Annotated in this window: 14 protein-coding genes; 7 read left to right on the top strand and 7 right to left on the bottom strand. The window is 61.5% G+C overall.

From position 1 onward, the window contains the following. Positions 1-105 precede the first annotated feature (105 nt). Positions 106-3108 (bottom strand): beta-phosphoglucomutase, encoded by a 3003-nt coding sequence (gene pgmB / locus QWJ34_RS16585; RefSeq protein WP_302729533.1) that lies wholly within the window; start codon positions 3106-3108, stop codon positions 106-108. A 471-nt stretch (positions 3109-3579) separates the two neighbouring features. Between pgmB and QWJ34_RS16580 the strand changes: the two genes are divergently transcribed. The 4 genes from QWJ34_RS16580 to QWJ34_RS16565 all read left to right on the top strand — a co-directional run bounded on the left by QWJ34_RS16580 (position 3580) and on the right by QWJ34_RS16565 (position 7282). After that, a complete protein-coding gene (locus QWJ34_RS16580; protein ID WP_302729531.1) occupies positions 3580-5070 on the top strand; it encodes an aldehyde dehydrogenase family protein in 1491 nt (496 codons plus the stop codon). Between the two features lie 243 nt (positions 5071-5313). Next, positions 5314-5787: a hypothetical protein gene (locus QWJ34_RS16575; RefSeq protein WP_302729529.1), complete on the top strand. Its 474-nt coding sequence runs from the start codon at positions 5314-5316 to the stop codon at positions 5785-5787. A gap of 367 nt (positions 5788-6154) precedes the next feature. Next, on the top strand, positions 6155-6367 hold the full coding sequence (locus tag QWJ34_RS16570) for a hypothetical protein (protein ID WP_302729527.1): 213 nt from the start codon (positions 6155-6157) through the stop codon (positions 6365-6367). Positions 6368-6415: 48 nt separating this feature from the next. Then, on the top strand, positions 6416-7282 hold the full coding sequence (locus tag QWJ34_RS16565) for a copper amine oxidase N-terminal domain-containing protein (RefSeq protein WP_302729525.1): 867 nt from the start codon (positions 6416-6418) through the stop codon (positions 7280-7282). Positions 7283-7335: 53 nt separating this feature from the next. Here the strand turns inward: QWJ34_RS16565 and QWJ34_RS16560 are convergent, their stop codons facing one another. From QWJ34_RS16560 to QWJ34_RS16540, 5 genes are read right to left on the bottom strand one after another with little or no spacing between them, the layout of a single operon-like run. Beyond that, on the bottom strand, positions 7336-8841 hold the full coding sequence (locus QWJ34_RS16560; RefSeq protein ID WP_302729523.1) for a glycosyltransferase family 2 protein: 1506 nt from the start codon (positions 8839-8841) through the stop codon (positions 7336-7338). Beyond that, entirely contained in the window at positions 8831-9931 is a 1101-nt protein-coding gene (locus tag QWJ34_RS16555; protein WP_302729521.1) for a HEAT repeat domain-containing protein, read from the bottom strand. The genes QWJ34_RS16560 and QWJ34_RS16555 overlap by 11 nt, the downstream gene beginning before the upstream one ends. After that, entirely contained in the window at positions 9928-11931 is a 2004-nt protein-coding gene (locus tag QWJ34_RS16550) for a response regulator (RefSeq protein ID WP_302729520.1), read from the bottom strand. The genes QWJ34_RS16555 and QWJ34_RS16550 overlap by 4 nt, the downstream gene beginning before the upstream one ends. Beyond that, the gene (locus QWJ34_RS16545) at positions 11928-15188 is read right to left on the bottom strand and encodes an ATP-binding protein (protein WP_302729519.1); all 3261 of its coding nucleotides are present in this window, start codon (positions 15186-15188) and stop codon (positions 11928-11930) included. Before QWJ34_RS16545 ends, QWJ34_RS16550 begins: the two co-directional genes overlap by 4 nt. After that, a complete protein-coding gene (locus tag QWJ34_RS16540; protein ID WP_302729517.1) occupies positions 15185-15568 on the bottom strand; it encodes a response regulator transcription factor in 384 nt (127 codons plus the stop codon). Before QWJ34_RS16540 ends, QWJ34_RS16545 begins: the two co-directional genes overlap by 4 nt. A gap of 230 nt (positions 15569-15798) precedes the next feature. Here QWJ34_RS16540 and QWJ34_RS16535 point away from each other — a divergent pair, with 230 nt between their 5' ends. After that, positions 15799-16350, top strand: coding sequence for a CcdC family protein (locus tag QWJ34_RS16535; RefSeq protein WP_302729515.1), 552 nt, complete (start codon positions 15799-15801; stop codon positions 16348-16350). A 162-nt stretch (positions 16351-16512) separates the two neighbouring features. Here QWJ34_RS16535 and QWJ34_RS16530 read toward each other — a convergent pair whose 3' ends face one another. Beyond that, entirely contained in the window at positions 16513-17946 is a 1434-nt protein-coding gene (locus QWJ34_RS16530; protein WP_302729513.1) for a glycoside hydrolase family 1 protein, read from the bottom strand. Between the two features lie 97 nt (positions 17947-18043). On the opposite strand from QWJ34_RS16530, the gene QWJ34_RS16525 reads away from it, so the two are divergent. Then, on the top strand, positions 18044-19273 hold the full coding sequence (locus tag QWJ34_RS16525) for a LacI family DNA-binding transcriptional regulator (RefSeq protein WP_302729511.1): 1230 nt from the start codon (positions 18044-18046) through the stop codon (positions 19271-19273). Between the two features lie 583 nt (positions 19274-19856). Continuing rightward, positions 19857-21371, top strand: a complete 1515-nt coding sequence (gene nagZ / locus QWJ34_RS16520; protein WP_302729509.1) for a beta-N-acetylhexosaminidase — start codon at positions 19857-19859, stop codon at positions 21369-21371. Positions 21372-21544 lie beyond the last annotated feature (173 nt).

Here is a 21544-nt window from a genome sequence, read left to right as displayed (position 1 = left end):
GCCGAGCAGCTTCCGTGCGCATACCTCGCACGAGGCGGCGCTTTGCTTTGTATCTGTCCTGCGGATCCCGATCTCGCGCAGCCCGGGAACCGGGAAGCGGCGTTCTTACTCGCCGATATCCATCACTTCGTCTTTCTTCGAGAAGGTCAGCATCCATTCGCGCAGCAGGGCCGGATTCAGGTCGGCCGGCGTAGCGACGACGTGATCGGCTCTCGGCAGCGATTTGCGCGTGCCGATCCCGATCGCCGGCATGCCCGCCCGGTGGATCGCCATGATGCCAGCCGCGGCGTCTTCGATCCCGATGCAGCGCATCGGGTGCACACCGAGCCCTTCGGCCGCCGCGAGGAAGATCTCCGCGTCTGGTTTCTGGAGCGCCACCGCGCCGGCGTCGGCGACGTAGTCGAACAGGTCGGTCACGCCGAGGCGGTCCAGCACCGTCGGCGCGTTCCGGCTGGCGGAAGCCAGCGCCGTGCCGATGCCTTCGCGGCGCAGCGCCTTCAAGAGCTTGCGCACGCCCGGCAGCAGCGCGTCCGGCGTCAGCGTTTCCAGCAGTTCTTTGTAACGCTCGTTCTTGCGCGTCGCAAGCTCGTCCATTTCTTCCGGCGGCAGCTTCACATCGCCGTTGTCCAGGATCAGCTTCAGCGACGCCATGCGGTCCACGCCTTTGAGCTTCTCGTTGTACTCGCGGTCGAACGGGATGTTCAGGCTGTCGGCCAGCTCTTTCCACGCCTGGTAGTGCAGCTCCGCCGTGTCGGTGATGACGCCGTCGAGGTCGAACAGCACCCCGGCGAGCACGCGGTTCGGCAGCGTCAGCTTGTCGTGCAGCAGCGTTTCCACGCCGAAGTGCTCGATGGGCATCGGCTCGCCTTCGAGCAGCCGGTAGACCGTCGATTCCAGACCCACGTCCACTCTAAGTTTGCGGCCCTGGAACTGCACGGCGAATCCGTAGCTCAGCCATTCTTCCGGCAGCACCGGGCGGAAGCTCAGCTTGTCCGGGTCCTGCTTCATGCCCGCGAAGCCGTTGACGATCGCCAGGCGGCTGCCGGCCATCGCGGCGGCGTGAATGCCGTCTTTGACGTTGTTATGCGTATCGTCGAGGTCGAGCCGCGCCGTATCCATAAAGAAGTCGTACGCCTGGCGCAGATAGCCGAGCTCGGCGGCGACCATGGAATGCGCGCAGGACGACAGCGACGAATCGTGCGTGGTCAGCCCTTCGTAGTACAGATAGCCGCGCGCTTTCTCGGCGCGGGTGAACAGTTCCGGCTGGAGATGGAACGCCAGCACCAGGTCGGCCTGCTTCAGCACCTGGCTGCGGTAGATGACCATCGGATGGAAGTGCAGCAGCAGCGGATGTTTGTCCTGCGGCGTGCCGGCGAAGTCCCAGACCGCTTTTTGCAGAAACGAATCGTCCTGTCCGATCATGCCGTGCTCGCGGTGGATATACATTTCGTCGGCCATTTTCTTCCACGAGCCGAGTTCGCCGTCGGTCACGCCGAATTGTCCCGTTACTTCGTCGAAGCGCCGCTCATCCTGCGAACGCAGTTCTTCCAGCAGGTCGACCGTATAGTGGAAGCCGTCGCGGACCATGACGTTCGTATACGTGTTATTGTTGACCAGCGCCGTATATTCGTCCGGCCCTGTTACGCCGTTGATGCAGAATCCCCGGCCGGGAATAAACTGTCCGAACGAAGCGAAGAAGCGGCAGGTCTCGACCAGGATCTCCAGGCCGTCTCCGTACATATAATCCGTATCGCGCGCCGCCTGGTTGTACAGCTTGACCGCGTGCGCGATATCCGCGTCGATATGAATCTGCGCGGTGCCCGCCGGGAAGTACGCCGACGTTTCTTCGCCGCCGATCGTCCGCCACGGGAACAGCGCGCCTTTGAAGCCCAGCTCTTCGGCGCGATTTCGCGCTTCCGGCAGGATGTAATGCCGGTAGTCCAGCAGCTTGCGCGCGATATCCGGCACCGTCTGGAGGAAGAACGGCAGCACGTAAATCTCCGTATCCCAGAAATAGTGCCCTTCGTAGCCTTCGCCGGTCAGCCCTTTGGCCGCCATATTCGTGCGCCCGTCGCGGCCGACGGACTGGAACAGATGGTAGGCGCTGAACCGCAGACCCTGCTGGAGCGCCGCGTCGCCTTCGACGCGCACGTCCGCCGTCAGCCAGAATTCGTCCAGGATTTCTTCTTGTTTACGCGCGTACTCGTCGAACCCCTGCTCCATCGCCGAGTCCAGCAGACGGATGCCTTCGGTCCACAGCGAACCGACGTCCGGTTCTTCGGACGCATGATACGCGATATATTTTTCCAGCACGATCTCCTGTCCGCTCTCCGCCGACAGATTGAATCGCTTCTCCACGCGCGAGCCGGCCGCTTCGGTATCGACGGTATATTCCGCGCCATGCAGACGGTGTTCCGCCGCGCAGGTCACATGGAAGCCCGTTACGCGGGTGCGCTGCGCGATGCCGGTGTACGTTTCGTTTTCCCGCATCTCCAGCGTATTCAGCACGGGGCCGGAGAACGAGGATCCGGAACGCGGATCGCCCGCCGACACCTGGTTGACCACGCCGCCTTCGATCGCCGATTCGATCCGGATGCTTCCGTCGAAGTTCATCGGGCGGATCTTGCAGCGGATCAGCAGCAGATTCGGGTCGGCCAGCGAAGCCATGCGCTCGAACACCACTTCGATCTGCCGCCCTTCCGGCGACTGCCACTGGATGGTGCGGGTCACGATACCTTTGCGCATATCGAGCTGGCGGTGGTAGCCGAACAGCGAACCGTGGAAAATGTGCAGCGGCTCGTCTTCGACCCAGATACGAATGATCTGCGCGTCCGCCACATTCAGCATCGTCTGCCGCTCGCGCGCGTAGCCGTAACCTTCTTCCCCGTAGATGATCGGAGCGGATTCGTAGAATCCGTTGATATAAGTGCCTCGGTACGAAGAGCCGACAGGACCGTAATAGCCTTCTTCGAAATTGCCGCGCATGCCCAGATACCCGTTGGCGACGGCAAAGATCGTTTCGCTGCGCAGACTTTGTTCGACGTCGAAGATCTGCTCGGTCACCGTCCAGGGTTCGTACGCGTAGATTGGACCGGATGAGTGCTTCATGTATTTTCTCCTCCCATTCCCATACTGGTCTGTCCCGGCCGCCGGCCGGAACGTTTCTCCCGTACCATTACCCACACGACTCGGGGTAAGTAACTCCGCATTTCGTAAAAGGGAAGGAGAAATGAAACAGGCGGGAATCAGCTGGAAAAAGAAAGCGTATTACAAATAAAAAGAGAGCCTTCGCCGAAACGAAGACTCCAAGTCAGGGTTGTATTGAAAGGGCTTACAAGTTCGATTATAATCGCTGCTTGCCATTTTGTGAATACCTAATTTTCCAAAATGGTACAGTTTATTTGTGAATCCCCGCGGGTAAATGGGAAAGTGTACAGAGTCGATTATTATATGCAAGATACTAACTTATCAATAGCGGTAACTGTCTCGGTGAGATCCTCCCGTCGGCAGATGCAAGATCGGGACGGACAAGACTTATACAACCCTTATCCAAGATCGAAAAAAGGAGCGTGCGGCATTATGAATACGATCGACCGAACGAAAAACCGGACTTCCAAACCTCGAACGGATTGGACCAGGCAGTATATCGGCGGCGAATGGATCGAAGGAACCGGCGAGAAAACGCTGGAAAATATCAATCCGTACAACGGAGAAACCATCGCTTCGTTCAAGTCCGCGGGTAAAGACGATATCGACCGGGCCTACAAAGCTTCGCTGGAAGCCGGGCGGGAATGGGCGGCGCTGCCTCCGGGCAAGCGCGAGGAAGTGCTGCGCACAGCGGTGGCGATCATCGACGAGCGCAAAGACGAGATCGTCGATCTGCTGGTGCGCGAATCGGGCAGCACGATGATCAAAGCGCAGCTGGAATGGAAAAGCGCGCGGCGCGTCACCGACGAAGCGGCTTCGTTCCCGTACCGGATGAAAGGCGATATCCTGCCGTCGGACACGCCGGGCAAAGAAAACCGCGTCGTGCGCGAAGCCAAAGGCGTAATCGGTATGATCGGCCCGTGGAATTTCCCGCTGCATCTGTGCCTGCGCACCGTCGCTCCGGCGCTTGCGCTCGGCAACGGCGTCGTGATTAAACCGGCTTCCGATACGCCCATTACCGCGGGCTTCCTGATCGCCGATATCTTCGAGCAGGCGGGACTTCCGGCCGGCGTGCTGAACGTGATCGCGGGCAGCGGCAGCGAGATCGGCGACGACTTCGTCACGCATCCGATCCCGAAGCTGATTTCTTTTACCGGATCGACCGAAGTGGGACGCGGCATCGGCGAGAAAGCCGGCCGCGAGCTCAAGGAAGTCGCGCTCGAACTCGGCGGCAACAACGTGATGGTCGTCCTCGACGACGCCGATGTGGATCGCGCGGTCGAAGCGGCCGTGTTCGGCAAGTTCCTGCATCAAGGACAAATCTGCATGGCGCTGAACCGGATCGTGATCGACGCTTCCGTGTACGACGAGTTCACGCGCAAGTTCGTCGAGAAAGTTAAAGGATTGAAATACGGCGATCCTTCCGACCCCGAAACGCTGGTCGGACCGCTGATCCACGCCAAAGAAGTCGAACGCCTGCAAAAAGAAATCGACGCGGCGGTCAAAGGCGGCGCCAAGCTTGCGGCGGGCGGCGGCGCAAACGGCAGCGTGCTGGAGCCGAGCGTGCTGATCGACGTCGATCCCAAGCAGGAGATCGTGCAGAAAGAGCTGTTCGGTCCCGTCGCACTGCTCATCCAAGCCAAAGACGAAGAAGACGCGATCGCCATCGCCAACGATACGGAGTACGGATTGAGCGGCAGCGTGTTCAGCGGCAATATCGAACGCGGCTACCGCGCCGCCAAACGGATCGAAACCGGCATGGTCCACGTCAACGACCAGTCGGTCAACGACGAAGCGCACGTCATGTTCGGCGGCGAGAAAGCATCCGGCCTAGGCCGCTTCGGCGGCGAATGGGCGATCGAGAAATTCACCCGCTCCCGCTGGATCAGCATCCAGCAGCCGTACCGGGATTTCCCGATCTGACGCGGGAAGGCGCGATGATCCGGTGAGTTCGACTTTTCAATTTCGATAATAGCACTCAATACTAGCAGCGGACTCTCCGGTAGAGCCCGGACAGCTTCGGTTAAAACGCCGACTGTCCGGGCTTTTTATCTATCGAAGTTTGGCCGAACGGTCCGGTTCTTTGCAACTTCCCGGCGGCTCGGGGCGTCTATTGCATAACTATGAGATCCTTAGATGGGCATAACATCCGAAGGAGAGATAAATATGAGAAAAATGCTGCTGCTTCCGCCCGTGCTCGCCGCTTTGTCCGGCTGCGCGCAATCCGCTCCGGACAGCGCCGTTTCTTCCGCCGTACAGCCGGACCCGCCCCCTGTCGTCGAATCCGATACGTTCTTCGACAGTTCGCTGCAGGTCGATACTTCCGTGTATAAGCACGACGAGCGGTACCGCGACCTGATCGGCACGCTGGAGCAGGCGCTGTTCGCAATCGAGAACCGGGACCGCGCTTCTTTTGCCGAAGCTTATGCCACCCCGCAGCAGGCCGAAGGCGACTTGTTCTGGCTGGACGAGAACGTCCAATTCTACGGTTCCATCACCCTGACGGACCGCCGGCCGGAGATGCAGCGGATCGATGTAGGTTTGAAGTACCGCGATTCCGACAACGAGAAGAAATCCGGGACGACCGCCGTATTCAAACCGGACGCGAACGGCGACTGGAAGCTGGTTATTCTGGATTAAACTTTTTAATTCTATAACGAGGTGATCTTCGATGATAAGAAAATGGCGTATGTATTCCGCGGCTCTGCTGCTCGCTTGCGCGGTTCCGGCTTTTTCAAACGCAGAAACGGCAGAAGCGGCGACGATCTGAGCACAGCGCGCAGCGCGGCGATTCATCTCCCGAGAGCGTCCACGCTGAGCAAAGCCTACGAGCCGACGGTCGAAACGGCCGGTCTGCGGGTCGCTTTTCCGCAAGGCGAATCCGGGCGGTTTATCGAGGTCAACAACAACGTCGTTCAATACTACGTAGGTATCCGGCGGCACAGCCCTGCTGAAATGGCAGGCGCTGACCGATCATTCGAAGAGTTCGAACAGCCGTCTCTATTTCGTGAACAGCGCGATCAAGGAGGAGAACGGCACACTGCCTTCTTTTGCGAATACGACGTTTGCCGACTTCCGCTGGATGCCGCATATCACGTCCACCGGCTCCGGCCTGATCGACCGCTCGAATTGGAACGACGCCGTTTACGAACAGGCGGAGATCGCGAAAGAACAGCTGGATAAGAATTATTGGATTGTGGAGATTGACGCGGAATCGTGAGTTTGCGCGAGTAAAGATCCAAACCAAATTCCAAGGAGGTTGTTTGCTTTGAAATGGAAAACTTTTGCCCTGACCTGCTTTTCTTTCGCTGCCGCCGCGTCTGGGGTTCAAACCGCAGCCCACGCCGCCGAGCCCGTATCGATCGTGGTGAACGACCGAACGGTCGTCACCGATGCTCCGCCTTTTATTCAAAACGGCACCACCTATGTTCCGCTGAGAAGTATCGAGCAGATCGAAGGACTGTCCATAACAAGCTGGAACAATAAGACCAAAACGCTGGTGGTCGCAGGCCCCGGCCAGTCTTCGACTTTCCGCGTAAGCAATCCGGCCGCTGCCGGTTCGCCGATCATCCAAAATAATCGCGTTATGGTCCCTATCCGTTTTATCGCCACGAACTTTAGCAGCGACGTGATCTGGAATCGTTATACGCAGACCGTTTACGTAGCCAAAGTAGACGAAAAAACCAAAGCGAGCTTGAAATCTTCCAATCTGACCGAAGCCCGCGCCGCCGCGCTTAACGTTCCTAAGATCTCCGCTCTAAAAGAGTTCGTTTCCACCGAATCCAGCGCGGGTTCTTTGCAGATTTATTTCCCCGAAGGCGGCTCCGATTCGTTCTTCATGATCGAAAACGGAATTATCGATTATTACGAAGTCAAATCGAATGCGGCCCTGCTGGTCTGGAGCGGAAAAATCGGCGGGCAGCAAAACAAACTTTCGTTCCTTGCAGATACGGGAATATCGAGTGAAGTCGGCCGACGGCCGAAAGTGAACGAACGGTTATTTTTCTACAAAATCTCTACACACGCCGGCCAGTCGCAGTACGGGTATGTTGATACAGACGGGAAAGAAACAGTGCTCGGGAGCCGGGAACTGAACAGTTTGGACGACTTGTATCCGATTCAAGAGGAGAATTAAGCTAAGCGGTTGGACAGAAAAAGCCCGCCCCGACAGCGGAGCGAGCTTGCGGTTTACTGTTCGATTCCCGATGCGCCTTCACGTTGCGCCGCTGCGGCTTCCGGGCCGATTCCCGGCTTCGGTCCCGCGCCCAGCACGTTGACGCGCGTCATCTCGCCCCAGCCGTGGCGTTTGCCGCGGATGGCTTGAAGCAGGCCGTGGGTGCGCCAGAGCGTCAGGACCGGGCGGTACCAGAACGACTCGGACAGCGCGTAGAAGAACAGCCGGAACACGTCGCGCAGCCGGTTGTAATTGTGGAAACGCCACTCTTCGAACAGCACCGCGCCGGTCGAGACGAGCGAGCCGAACAGCAGCATCATCAGCGCGAGCGACAGCGATACCCGCACGTTGATCTCGTCCATGAAGAACCCGAATACGACCGTCGCGTAGCCGAACACCTCGACCAGCGGGCCGAGCAGCTCGATAAACAGGAACATGGGCATCGACAGCATCCCGACTTTGCCGTAACGCGGATTGAAGATCATATTGCGGTGCTTCCAGATGCTTTCGAACAGTCCGCGCTGCCAGCGGGTGCGCTGACGGCGCAGGATCTTGAAGCTTTCCGGCGCCTCGGTCCAACAAACGGGCTCCGGCACGTAGACGATGCGCGCTTTGCTTTTTCTGCGCCGGATTTCTTCGTGCAGCCGCACGGTCAGCTCCATATCCTCGCCGATCGTGCCCGTTTCGTAGCCGCCCGCTTCGACGACCCATTTCTTGTTGAACACGCCGAACGCGCCCGACACGAGCAGCAGCATATTGTACCGGCTGAGGCCGATCCGCCCCATCAGGAAGCCGCGCAGATATTCGACCACCTGCATCACGACGAGCGGTTTGTCGGACAATCGGACGCTGTCGCTGCTGAGATACCCGCTGTCCACCCGGCTGCCGTTGGCGATGCCGACGCTGCCGCCGGTCGCGATAATCTCTTCGCCGGGACGCGCGTCCATAATCGGCTTGACCACTTTGATAAACGCGTCCGGATCGAGCACCGTGTCCCCGTCGAGCGAAACGAAATACGGATAGCGGGCGACGTTGATGCCGACGTTCAGGGCGTCGGCTTTGCCGCCGTTTTCTTTGTCCACCAGCACGAGATTCGGGTGGCGCAGCGAGCGGTAGACGGCGCGGATCGGCTTGGTTTCGCGTTTGAGTCCGGAAAAAGACACTCGGTCCTTGATCGCCGTCATATCGAATTCTTCGATCATGATCGCGGCGGTGCGGTCTTTGGAGCCGTCGTTGACGACCACGATCTCGAACTGCTTGTAATTGATGCCGAGCAGCGAACGCACGCTGCCGACGATATTGATCTCTTCATTATAAGCCGGCACGACAATGCTCAGCGGCGGCACCAGCTCCGTTTCCAGCACCGCGCTGTACTGGATCGGGCTCAGATCGCGGTCGCGCCACAAACTGCGGGCGGCCGCCGCGTACATGAATATATAAACTCCCGCCGACAAAGCGACGTACAGCATGATGACGTAACCGAAGATCCGGTGCGCGTCGGATATAAGTTCATCCCACATGGCGTTCGTAAGCCCTCCTTTCCAGCGTTTCGGCGGCGATGTCGCGGGCAAAACGGTCCGGATGTTCGTCCGCGATCCGCCGCATCCGCTCATGCCCGTCCCGGTATTTCGACAGCGAAGCGGCAGCTTCGCGTCGCACTTCGTAAGAAGAGTCGGCGATCATCCGCTCCAGATGCGGCTCGAACCGCTCTTCGCGCACGACGCCGGCCAGCCTCGCGTGCATCAGCCGTTCCGGCCAGGCGACCGCTTCGCCTTCGGCCATCCGGCTTTCGAGCCGCTCCGAAGCTTCGGGCGTCAGATAGCCGAAGTTCGCCAGCGCTTTGAGCGCGCGAATGCGCATCTCGGGATCGTCCGAACGCATCGAACGCTCCAGCAGCTCCAGCACCTCGTTCGTGCGGATATTTTCCAGCCGCAGCGTGTCGATCAGGCAGCGGGCGATCCGCCGGGGCAGCGTATCGGTTTCGCGGATCAGCCGGTCCAGCAGCCCGCCTCTCATCGGACGCAGAATCTGCATCAGCTGAAGCTCGGAAAACCGCTCGGCGGCCGTGTCCAGATAATCGAGCGATACGTCGAGCTGAAGCGAAGACAGCGTGCGGATCAGCAAAAAGCGCTCGTCGTCCGATTCCGTTTCCGCGCCGAGTTCGCCGAGGCGGCGCACGATGGAATCTTCGAGCGCCGCCATGCGAAATTGCTCCACGTGCAGCAGCGCGTTCATCCGGTCGCTCCAGCGGCGCGCGTGCAGCAGCCGGTCGTATTCTTCGGCAAACTGCACAGCGGCAAACCGGAAAATGCGTTCGCGCTCCGTTTCCGAAGCGCTGACCGCGAGCCGTTCGAGCAGCGTCGTTTCCAGCGCTTCGCGGCGCAGGGGGCCGCCGGACACGTCGAGGCGTCGGCTGCGTTCTCCGCTGCCGAGGTACACGGACAGCGGGGAGTCTCCGGCGTTCAGCCGGTCCGCCGCTTCCCGGATGCGTTTGCGGCGATTGCCGCGCCGGACTTTGCGGTTGACCAGATAGAACAGAACGAGAAAAATCAGCAGCAGCAAAACGGCGATCGCCGTCCAAACGACTTCCAGAATCGCCGAATCGTTCATAAAGGCTCCGCCACCTTTCCGAGCAGCCGCCGCACCCGCGCTTCGAGTTCGACCATGCTGAACGGCTTGGTCATATAATCGTCGGTCCCCGCGCGGATCGCTTCGGCGATGCCGCGTTCGTCGCCCACGCCGGTCAGCATGAGCACGGTGTACACCGGCTCGTAATTCCCGCCGCGCAGGCGGGTCAGCACCTCCATGCCGTTCATGCGGGGCATCATCCGGTCGAGCACCAGCAGATACCGGCCTCCGCCCGCATGCCACGGGTCGCTCAGAAACTCTTCGCCGTCGGCGAAGGAGCGAATCTCCAGCGTATATTCTTCTTCCAGGCTTTGCAGCTGCCGCTCCAGGATGGTGCGGATCAGCGGATCGTCGTCGATCACCGCCAGGCGCAGCGGGCGGGGCGAAGTTCCGGCGGCCGCGGAGTCCGCTCCGCCCGCAGCGCCGCCCGGCCCGCGTCCGGCCGCGGCTTCCAGTTCGCGGACCGCGCCGGCTAACGCCTGCCGGCGCGAATCGGCCGCGCCGACGTTCCGCGCGCCGAAGACGGCGGACACTTCGCCGCCTCGCGCGAGCCGCGCGGCCTGTTCGCCGCGCAGCAGGCGGCGCAGAAAGTCCGCGCTCCCGGCCGCGTCCAGGCCGGGCTGCAGCAGATAGAACCGGCCCGCCCGGTCGCGGGCCCAGATATCGCCGGGGCGCAGCTCCCGGCGCACCGCTTCGGAGAAGGCGCGCAGCAGGCGGTCGCCTTCGAGATAGCCCGTGCGCTCGTTCAGGCGGCGCAGGCCGTCCAGCTCGACGGCCGCCAGCGCCAGCGGCGCTTCGGCTTCGCCCAGCAGGCCGATCTGCCGCGTCAGTTCCTGTTCGAGGAACGGCATCGCGTAAGCGCCGGTCGTCTGATCCAGCAGCAGCAGGCCGGTCAGACGCCGCCGGCGGCGGATCAGCCTGCCGACGCGCACGATGAATTCTTCCGGATTCAGCGGCTTGGTCAGAAAGTCGTCGGCCCCGCTCTCGTAAGCGAACAGCCGGGTCCTGTCGTCGGGCCGGGTCGTCGTCAGGACGACCGGAATCATATAGCGCTCGCACAGCTCGCGCAGGCGCTCAACCGGCGCGGCCGCCGGAGCCGGCTTGTCCGCAGGAGCGTCGCCCGGAAGCGCGGACGCCAAGGCCGGAGAGAAGCCGCTCTGCTCCGGCAGAAGCATGTCGAATACGGCGCAGTCCGGCCGCATTTCGTAGAACCACTCGACCGCCTTGTCGAGCCGGGGCGTGGCGAATACCGTGTATCCGCGGTCTTCCAGCCTGTCTTTCAGCAGCGCCAGCAGGCCGAGGTCGTCGTCCAGCAGCAGGACGGTGCCGGCGGGATCGGCGGCCCCGGCCGGCCGGGGCGCTTCGGCCGAGGAAGCGCCGGAGACCGCGCGCTCCGATTCCGCGGCGCGGGAATCGGCTTCGCCCGCCGCCGGACCGACGGGTCCGGCCGCAGGCGCGTTCCCGGCTTCCGGCGCCGCGCCGGAAGCCCGCCGACCGGAGGAGGAGGCTTCGCTGTCCGCCTCCGGTTCGCCCGCGCCCGAGGGCGCGCGGGCGGCCGAGCGCGAAGCTCCGTCGCGCCCGGTGAAGGCGCGCCGCAGCGCCGCGCGCAGCCCCTGCGGCTCCGCCTGTTCAAGCTCCGCCTCCTGCCCGTTCCCCGTTCCCGGCTCCGCCACCGCTTCCTCCGGCAAAACCGAAACGGCCGGAGGCTCCGTCCGCCTGCCGGCTTCCAGCAGCCGGGCCAGCGGAGCGAGATCGTCCGCAAGCTCGGCTCCCGTGAAGGTTCGCTCGCCTTCTTCACCAAACCGCTCCAGCAGCTTTACCGCTTCGTCGTGCCAGTCCCGCAGGCCGATCGTTCCGGCCGTTCCTTTGATCGAATGCAGCATCCGGTATACGTCCCATTCCGAGGTCCGGGCATCGGGATCGAGCATGGCGCCCAGATTCTCTCCCGCCTGGTGCATAAACAGCTTCTGATATTTGTTCACGGGCTTCCTCCTTCGTCTTCGGTTCCGATCTCCGCAATGGCAAAGTCGCCTTTCACTTCCACCCGCCGAACCTCAAGTCCGTGCTCTTCGAGCGAAGCGCGCGCCAGCGGCTCGCTGGGCGCGGGCAGCGCCAGCTTGATCTCGCCGGGCCCCGGCGCGTCCGGTCCGGCTTCGCCTCCCGGCGCCGAAGTCAGCCGCCGCCCCAGCTCCAGCAGCTCGCGCACCGTAAACGGCTTGCGCAGATACTTCTCGCGCTCCGATTCGGCGTAGCCGTCGGGCGGATCGAGCGCCGACGAGATCACGACCGGCGCTTGCCTTGCGCCTTCTTCGCCGCCGAGCCGGCGGATAAACGCCCATCCGTCCAGTTCGCCCGCAAGCTCCAGATCGACGATGCACAGCCCCGGCGCCCGGCCGCCCGCGCTTTGCTCCAGCGCGAGCAGCGCTTCCTCGGCTTCGGCGAAACGCAGAACGGGGACGCCTTGCCCATCCGCGCCCCAGCTTTCCGAGAATGCTTCTTCGATCAGCCGGCCGAGGCTTTCGTCGTCTTCCAGCACCACGACCGCGCCGGCCGTATCCGGCAGTTCCAGTACCGGAAGTTCGAAGCGAAACGCGCTGCCCGAGCCGAATTCCGACTCGAACGCAATCGTTCCGCCCAGACCTTCGACCATCTCTTTGACGATGGCGAGCCCAAGGCCGGTTCCGCCGATCTGGCGCCGGTCCGAATTGTCCACCCGGTAGAACTTGCCGAACAGATGCGGCTTCGCCTCCTCCGGGATGCCGAGCCCGTAATCGCGAACCTCGACGATCCAGCGCCCGCCTTCCCCGCGGATGTCCAGATCGATCCGCTCTTGTCCCGGCGAATATTTCACCGCGTTGCTGAGCAGATTGTGCAAGATCTGCCGCAGCCGGTCCCCGTCGCTGCGCACCGCGCAGACGCCGTCCGGCAGATTCAGGCGAATCCGGTGTCCTTCACGCCCGTCCCACTGAGCGGCGATGTCTTCCGCCAGCGGCTTGAGGTCGAGCGGAAGCAGCCGGTAGTTCTGCTTGCCCGCTTCGATCCGCTGCAAATCGAGAAAATCGCCGATCAGGCCCGACAGGCGGACCGCTTCGCCGTGAATCGTTTCGACATAGCGCCGCGCTTTGTCCGGCTTGACGGTGCGGTTCAGCATGATCTCCGCAAAGCCGAGAATACTGGACAGCGGCGTGCGCAGTTCGTGCGAGACCATGCTGACGAACTCGTCGCGCATGCGGCTCGTTTCTTCTTCCTCGGTCCGGTCCCGGAACACGAACAGCCTCACGTCGCCCCAGAAAGCGTCGTCGATCCGCTGGACGTACACCTCGAAATGCCGCGCCGGACGATCCGGCGGCTCGAACGCGTACCGGGCTCTCGTTTCGCTCAGGCCCAGGCTCAGCGCGTTTCGGATGCGTTCGCCCGCGCCGGTCTCCATGCCGAGCGATTCGTTCAGCGCGTCCATCGCGTCGGCGAAGTTGCGGCCGGGCCGGAACACGGGGTCCAGCAGTTCGGCCGTAATCCGGTTGCAAAGCAGGATCTCGCCGTCCGGCGCGCAGACCACCAGCGCTTCGTGGATGGAATCGATCACCTGCTGCGTGGAATCGCGCTGCTCGCGCAGATTGCGTTTTTCCTGCTCCAGTTCGGCGCTTTTGCGCTCCAATTCCCGGCTCTGGCGCTGCCGCTCCGCCTGCGTGAGCTGCGCGAACAGCGCCCCGATAAACTGCCGGACCAGCCCTTCGGTCAGCTCCGCCTCCCCGGCTTCGGCCGGCAGATCGCCGTATCCCGTCAGCAGCAGGAAGCCCGCGGGCCGTCCCGGATCGCTGCCGTCGTATACGGGGTAATAGGCGTCGACGGCGGTCTCGTAAGCGCCGTGCGCTCCCCGCTCCGCTCCCGAGACCGGGCGCCTGCGAACCAGAAGCCGGTTCGCTTCCATCGCCTGCCGCGCCGCTCCGGCCGGCTCGGCCGCGTCAAAGCCCCGTACATCCGCGGAATCCGGATAGCCGCTGCTGTACAGCATATCGAAGCGGTCCGGGGCTGCGGACGCCGCCGGCGCTTTGTCCGGCCGGTTCCCGGAAGGCTCGCGCGCCGCTCCGTCCGCTTCTTCCGCTCCCGCTTCGGCCGGAACCGCGTCCCGCCGCATGACGAGCATCGCCGCGTCGCGGCCGGTCACGACGATCAGCTGCCCGATCGCTTCGCGCAGGAATTCGCCGAGGTCGGTCAATCCGACCAGCGAACGCTGATACGAATTGATCGCTTCGAGCTGCGCTTCCCGCCGCGTCAGGCGGTCCAGCATCCGTTCCATTTCCCGGCGCTGGTCGAGGATCTGTTCGTTCTGCGCTTCGAGTTCTTCGTTTTGCGCTTCCAGTTCTTCCTGCTGTTCTTCGCCGAGACGCAGATTCTCTTCCAGCTCCCGCTGCCGGCTGCGGATGCCTTCGGCCATCCGGCCGATGCCGCCCAGCAGGCTGCCGATCTCGTCCGGCGCGCTTTCGGCGTCCAACCCCAGCTGCGCGTCTTCGCCCTGCTCGATGCGTCCGATCGCGGCTTCGGCCCTCAGCACCGGCAGCACGAACGCCCGCCGCAGATAGCGGATCAGCACGGCCGCGGCGATCAGCGCCGCCGCCATGCCGAATATCGGCACCAGCAGCACGGAGCGCGATACCAGGCGGCTGTCCGCGCCCAGAACCTGCACGCGATCGCGCTCCCGCTCGATCCGCCCGGCAAATTCCGCTTCCATCTTCCGGATAAGCGGCGTGCCCGCCGCCGCCGACAATTCGGCCGACGCTTCGGTATCGCCGGTTCCGATCAGGTCCATCGTCCGCTGGAAATACTGCGCGTAACGGGCGTTCAGACTGTCCGCGCCGGCATTCAGGTCGTCCGTCACCTGCTCGCCTTCGGCGGCGAAATTCGAGCCCGCTCCCCATTCCGGTTCTCCCGGGTTCCAGATTGCGCCCATTCGCGCCGACAACCGTTCGTACTCGCGCTGCGCCGCCAGCGCTTCGCTTTCCAGATCGCCGCGCCCATACGCGGCATACGCGCGCAGATACGAGACGGATTCCAGAAAGCTCCGCTCCGTATCCCGAATCAGATTCAGCCGCTCGATCCGTTCTTCCAGCTCGTCCGAGATATCCGTATACTGCCGATGCACCGCCAGTTCGGCCGCCGCCAGCAGCGCGCCCAGCACAACGAACAGCGCCAGCGTGCCGTAGGCGATCCGCCGGGCCAGCCCGCTTTTGACGCCGTTCATGACCGCCCGCCTGCGAGCAGCCCGCGCACGGACTCCGTCAGTTCGTCCGGACTGAACGGCTTGGCCACGAACAGCGATACGCCCGCCGCCAGCGCCCGGGCTTTGTCTTTCTCGCCCGCTTTCGCGGTCAGCAGGATCACCGGCTTGTCCGCGTTGCGGCCTCCTTCGGCGCGCAGCCACTCGCATACCTCGATTCCGGTCGCTTCGGGCATCATGTAATCGAGAATCGCCAGATCGTACTCGCCGTGGCGCAGGCTGTCCATCGCCGCCCGTCCGTCTTCCGCTTCGTCGATCTCCCAGCCTTCTTCTTCAAGCGTTTCCGTCAGCAAAAAGCGCAGCACCGTCTCGTCTTCGGCAATCAGTATTCGGGAATTGTTCATCGCGGCCGCTCCATTCGTTCACGGCGTCCATCTTTGGAAACCGCTGGGATTTATTACCTACTGTCTTTTACCCGAAAATAGATGATTGATCCCCCGCTTGCTCAAAAACGCCGGCTTCCTTATGCTATAATGGACAGGCGGCCGCTCAAGGCGGACCGCTTCCGTTTTTCACCCGGCAAACGCCGACTTTTTACTTTATAATATATCCCACGATAGAGAAGAGGCCGATTATGATAGACTGGATCGATTCGCTGTTCGACCGGATTTTTGCGATGAACCCGGTTCTGCTGAGCATTCTGTTTACGCTGTTTTTCGCCGGCATGGCGGGAATGGCCTTTTTTATGCGGATGAAAGCAAGCAAACGCCCGCTGTCCGTACGCAAGATTATTATGCCGCCCGTCGGCATGTCGACCGGCTTCATCATGTTTATCGTGCCGCAGACGCGGATTCCGCTCGAAGGCGCGCTGATCGCGTTTCTGGTCGGCTGGTTCCTGTTCGCGTATCCGCTGATTCTCGGCACCAAATTCGAGCAGGTCGGCGGCGATCTGTTCGTGAAGCGCTCGAAAAGTTTTATCGTGATCCTGGTCGTCTTGATCGTGATCCGCCTGGCGCTGCACGGCTACGTGGAACGCTACGTTTCGCTTCCGCAGACCGGCGGCGTATTCTTCGTCCTCGCGTTCGGCATGATCTCGCACTGGCGGCTCAATATGCTCCGCCGCTTCAAACGCATGACCGGCGGTTCGACGGGCGGCGGCGCGCAGACGGGAACGGCGAAGGCGTAGGATTTCTTTCAAAGCCGAAGCCGGAAAAAGGAAATGCTGCGTATGTGCATCATTTTGCGTTTTTGTCAAATCGACAGCAGCAGCACAAAAAGCCGCCCGAACGCTTGCAGCGCCCGGACGGCTTTCTTTTTCATGCAGATCGAACGACCCGTCCGCGGCGAATTAACGCTTCAGACTTTTCCCGTTCGTCGCGATGACTTCTTTGTACCAGTTGAACGACTTCTTCTTGTAGCGCTCCAGCGTGCCACTGCCGTCGTCGTGACGGTCCACGTAGATAAAGCCGTAGCGTTTCTTGAGCTGGGCCGTCGAAGCGCTGACCACGTCGATGCAGCCCCAGGTGGTATAGCCCATCACTTCAACGCCGTCTTCGATCGCTTCGCCGACCTGCACGAGGTGATCGTTCAGGTAGTTGATGCGGTAGTCGTCCGCGACGGTCTTCTCGCCGTTCTCGCCTTCGATCAGCTCGTCGACTGCGCCCAGACCGTTTTCCACGATGAACAGCGGCTTCTGGTAGCGATCCCAGAACGTGTTCAGCACGTAGCGCAGGCCCTGCGGATCGATCTGCCAGCCCCACTCGCTCGCTTGAAGATGCGGGTTCGGCACGCCTCCGAGCAGGTTGCCTTTGCCTTTGACCTGCTTGTCGGGATCGGCGGTTTCGCAGATGCTCATGTAATAGCTGAACGAGATAAAGTCGACCGTATGCTTCAGCGCTTCTTCGTCGCCGTCTTCGAATCGGATCGAGATGCCGTTTTCGCGCAGGTAGCGCTTCATGTAGCCCGGATAAGAGCCGCGCACGTGGATATCGGCAAACGCCATATTTTTATGATCTGATTCCATGGCCTTGATGACGTCGTCCGGGTTCGGAGTCAGCGGGTAGATCGGCATACTGAGGACCATGCAGCCGATCTTGAAGTCCGGGTTGATCTCGTGGCCGATCTTGACCGTCTTGGCGCTTGCGACCAGCTCGTGGTGAATCGCCTGGTACAGGTCCTGCTTGCTCAGTTGTTTCTTAGGCGTGGCGATGCCTCCGCTCATAAACGGCGCTTCGAGGATCGAGTTGATCTCGTTGAACGTCAGCCAGTACTTGACTTTGTCCTTATAGCGCTTGAACACGGTCGTCGCGTAATTCACATAGAAATCGACCAGTTTGCGGTTCACCCAGCCGTCGTATTCCCGGGCCAGATGCAGCGGCGTCTCATAGTGGGAAATAGTGACGAGCGGCTCGATGCCGTACTTGCGGCACTCGTCGAACAGGTCGTCGTAGAATTGGAGGCCCGCTTCGTTCGGCTCGCTCTCGTCGCCTTTCGGGAAAATGCGGGACCAGGCGATCGAGGTGCGGAAGACTTTGAAGCCCATTTCGGCGAACAGCTTCACGTCTTCTTTGTACCGGTTGTAAAAGTCGACGCCGATCAGCTTCATATTGTCTTCGGTCGGCTCGTCGGTGATGACGGGATCGCCTCCTTCGGCGCTGAGGCCGCCTTTTGGCGTGACGTCCTGGATCGACCAGCCTTTGCCGTCCTGCCGATACGCGCCTTCAAGCTGGTTCGCCGCTACCGCGCCGCCCCATAGGAAATTTTCCGGAAACTGCGTGCTCATATGTTCTCCACTCCCGTGTGTTAGAATAGGTTGAAAAGATTCTAAAACCAGCATAAATCGTGAAACGCGTTCCACGTCAAGCGCAGGGAGTGAAATCATGTCCAATCTGGAGCAAATCGCGAAAATATCGGGCTTTTCCAAAGCGACCGTCTCGCGGGTGCTGAACGAATCGCGCCACGTCAGCCCGGAAACGAGAGAGAAAATCCTGCGCGTCATCCGCGAAATGGATTATGTGCCGAACCGCAACGCCGTCTCGCTGTCCCGGGGCCAAACGCTCCAGATCGGCATGATTACGGCGGAGATCAACGAGATCATTCTGCCTTTTATGACGAGCTTCGTGGAAGCGGCGGCGGCGCACGGATTCCAGACGATCGTTTATACGACGGGCTCGGATGCCAAAAGAGAGCTGCAGGCGTTCGAGGACCTGAAACGCAAACGCGTCGACGGCCTGATGATCCTTACCTGCGTCAACGAGGAATCGGTGGTCAGCTCGTACGGCAAATACGGACCGATCGTGTCCTGGCAGCGCATGGACCGCCCGGATATTCCGTCGGTGGCGATGGATCAGTACGAAGGCTACCGGCTGGCGATCGAATCCCTGCTGGAAAGCGGCGTCACACGGATCGCCAACGCGTTCGGCCGCCCCAGCAGCCTGAATACGCGGCGGCGGCGGCAGGCATACGAGGACCTGATGCGGGAACGCGGCCTGCCCGTGCGCAGCGACTGGTATTTCTCGGGCGTGTACAGCCTGGAGGAAGGGCAGAACGTGGTGCGGAGGCTGCTGGGCGCGGAGGAAGAAACCGGTCGAAAGCCGCGGACGATTGATGAAAAAGAAGCCGGGGCGCCGACGCGCAAGCGCTCGGCGGAGACGGGCGAAGCGGCGGCGGATACGGCAGGACCGGAAGATTCGGGGAAACCTGAGCAGGCAGGACCAGCGCGATTGGCGGATTCGGGCGAAGCGGCGCGTGTAGACGGAACGCGGGCCGCGGGCTCTGGCGGAGCAGCGCGCTGCGCGGATTCGAGCGCTTCAATGCGGGAAGAAACGGCGCGGGGCGCGCTGCCGCAGGCGATCGTGTGCGCCAACGATTACGCGGCGGCCGGGATTCTGAGCGAAGCGCGGCGGCGCGGCCTCGACGTGCCCGGGCAGCTGCGCGTCGTCGGCTTCGACGACACGCCGCTCGCCGTCACGCTGGGTCTGACCAGCGTGCAGAATCCGCAGCGCGACCAGGCGTACAACGCGTTCGCGCTGCTCTCCCCCGGCCTGCTCGGCCGGCAGCTTCCGCTGAAACCGCTGGCATTCGGGCTGGCGGTGCGGGAAACGACGTGACGCGGCGGCGCGCATGTCGAGAGCGCTGCGCTCCGACAGCGCAGGCGGCGCGAGCGATACAAGCGGTACTAGAGGTACTAGAGGTACTAGAGGTACTAGAGGTACTAGAGGTACTAGCCGCACAAGCGGCGCAGGCGATACCAACGGCACAAGCGGTACAAGCGATACCAACGACACAAGCCAGACAAGCCGCACAAGCAAGACGAAGACCAGCGAACGGCTCGCTTGCCTTGCACCGCAGGATGATCGCGTAAACTGCCGTCCGAGGTGCAAAAATCCACTTTATTTGCTCTTCAGGCCCTCCTTTTCTCGAATCAAATGCAAAAATCCATCTTATCGTTCGATAACGAAGCGGAATCGAATGGAATTGGCGATTGGAGTGGATATTTGCATTTCATTTTGATTTTTGGCAGGTTGTCGTTGGAATAAGATGGATTTTTGCACTCCAATCGCAGGGCATCCTTCCGTTTACCGTACGCCGATTTGACTTTGGTTTGATTTGTATATCCGATTGCTTTCTATATCCGTTTTACTTTTCCGTTTACTTGGAATGGCTTTTTCGACGAAGGGAGCACATTATCTCATGTCTCGGAACACCAGGAAATCGGCTTTGCCGGCTTCTTTTTGGAAAAATACTTTCATTACGCTGCTCGCGCTGACGGTTATGGCCGCGGCAGCCGTTATTCTAATGTTGAGCGAAAAGCAGGACTCGAACGGCGAAGCGGCGGAACAGGCTGCTCAAACCGCCGATGAAGGTGCGGTCCCGGCAGCCGAGCCCGACGACGCGGGCGAAGCAAATTTGCAGCAGGGCAAGAGCAGCCGCACTGACGAGTCAGACGCAGCGGCAAACGATGCAAGCGCAGCGGCGGATCGCGACGCGGACGCGAACGAGGCGGCGCCGCCTGAGGACGCAGCGAACGCAGCCGCCGGCGAGGACAGCGGCTCCAAAGCGGCCGCCGAGCCCGAAAGCTCGGCCGACACATCCGAAGATTCCGGCCAGGCACAGCCCGATCAGCCCGCGGCGGTGCCCGCTCCCGGCGGCAGCGCGGCAGACTCCGGCGAAGCTGCCGGCGGTGCGAAGGACGAAGCGACCGACCTGCTCGCGCGCATGACGTTGGACGAGAAGATCGGCCAGATGCTGATTATGGGCGTCGAAGGCACTTCGCTGCGCGGCGAAGACAAGAAGCTGATCGCCGATTCCGGCGTCGGCGGCGTGATTTTCTACGCCAGCAATATCCGAAGCGCGGCGCAAACGAAGAAATTCACGGCCGAGATCGAAGCCGCGAATCGTAACGCCGATCTGCCGCTGCTGCTCAGCGTCGATCAGGAAGGCGGCCGAGTCGCCCGGCTCAAAGGCGTGGACAAGATCCCGGCAGCCGCCGGGATCGGCGCGCGGGACGACGCCGCCTACGCCCGCTCCATCGGCGAGCGGCTGGGCGACCAGCTGCGGTCGCAGGGCTTCAACCTGGACTACGCGCCGGTGCTCGATGTGAACAGCAACCCGGACAACCCGGTGATCGGCGACCGTTCGTTCGGCGACAGCGCCGCTCTGGTATCCAAACTGGGCATTCCCGTCATGCAGGGGCTGGAGTCGAAGCATGTGATCTCGGTCGTGAAGCACTTCCCGGGCCACGGCGACACATCCGTCGATTCGCATATCCAGCTCCCGGTCGTGAATAAAAGCCTGGCCGAACTGAACAAGCTGGAGCTGGTCCCGTTCAAAAAAGCGATCGCCGAAGGCGCCGACGTCGTCATGATCGCCCATATCCTGCTGCCGAAGCTGGACGGCCAAGTCCCGTCTTCGATGTCGAAAGCGGTCATCAACGACCTGCTGCGCGGCAGGCTCGGCTACAGCGGCGTCGTCGTCACCGACGATATGACCATGGGCGCGATCGCCAACGAATACGGCATCGGCGAAGCGTCGGTCGCGTCCGTCCGGGCCGGCAGCGATATCGTGCTCGTCGCCCACGGCTCCGACAACGCCGCCGAAGCGCTCCAGGCCATCAAGGCCGCCGTGAAAAACGGACAGATCTCCGAGCAGCGCATCGACAAAAGCGTCAAACGCATTATTGTCTTAAAGCAAAAATATTTGAAGTAAATCGTTGAATGCAGCCCTTGAGTGATTCCTTGAGTGAAGTCTTTGAATTTAAGCCGTTTTAACGAAACCAACTGCGTACCGGGGCCGTTTGAACCGAACAGCCCCGGGCCGTCGGGAAACGATTTGCTGTAAAAGTAATAGGCGGGTTCGATTCGAATACAATGTCGGGGAAA

Source organism: Saccharibacillus sp. CPCC 101409, assembly GCF_030518235.1.
Taxonomy (GTDB): Bacteria; Bacillota; Bacilli; order Paenibacillales; family Paenibacillaceae; genus Saccharibacillus.
The sequence above is the reverse complement of the archived record's forward strand: the minus strand, read 5'-3'. Positions and strand labels throughout refer to the sequence as shown.

Bases quoted from the DNA above. Each gene is read 5' to 3' on its own strand.
- QWJ34_RS16525 (WP_302729511.1), top strand. From the start codon at position 18,044: ATGTCCAATCTGGAGCAAATCGCGAAAATATCGGGCTTTTCCAAAGCG.
- pgmB (WP_302729533.1), bottom strand. From the start codon at position 3,108: ATGAAGCACTCATCCGGTCCAATCTACGCGTACGAACCCTGGACGGTG.
- QWJ34_RS16575 (WP_302729529.1), top strand. From the start codon at position 5,314: ATGAGAAAAATGCTGCTGCTTCCGCCCGTGCTCGCCGCTTTGTCCGGC.
- QWJ34_RS16580 (WP_302729531.1), top strand. From the start codon at position 3,580: ATGAATACGATCGACCGAACGAAAAACCGGACTTCCAAACCTCGAACG.
- QWJ34_RS16560 (WP_302729523.1), bottom strand. From the start codon at position 8,841: ATGTGGGATGAACTTATATCCGACGCGCACCGGATCTTCGGTTACGTC.
- nagZ (WP_302729509.1), top strand. From the start codon at position 19,857: ATGTCTCGGAACACCAGGAAATCGGCTTTGCCGGCTTCTTTTTGGAAA.
- QWJ34_RS16530 (WP_302729513.1), bottom strand. From the start codon at position 17,946: ATGAGCACGCAGTTTCCGGAAAATTTCCTATGGGGCGGCGCGGTAGCG.
- QWJ34_RS16535 (WP_302729515.1), top strand. From the start codon at position 15,799: ATGATAGACTGGATCGATTCGCTGTTCGACCGGATTTTTGCGATGAAC.
- QWJ34_RS16555 (WP_302729521.1), bottom strand. From the start codon at position 9,931: ATGAACGATTCGGCGATTCTGGAAGTCGTTTGGACGGCGATCGCCGTT.
- QWJ34_RS16545 (WP_302729519.1), bottom strand. From the start codon at position 15,188: ATGAACGGCGTCAAAAGCGGGCTGGCCCGGCGGATCGCCTACGGCACG.
- QWJ34_RS16540 (WP_302729517.1), bottom strand. From the start codon at position 15,568: ATGAACAATTCCCGAATACTGATTGCCGAAGACGAGACGGTGCTGCGC.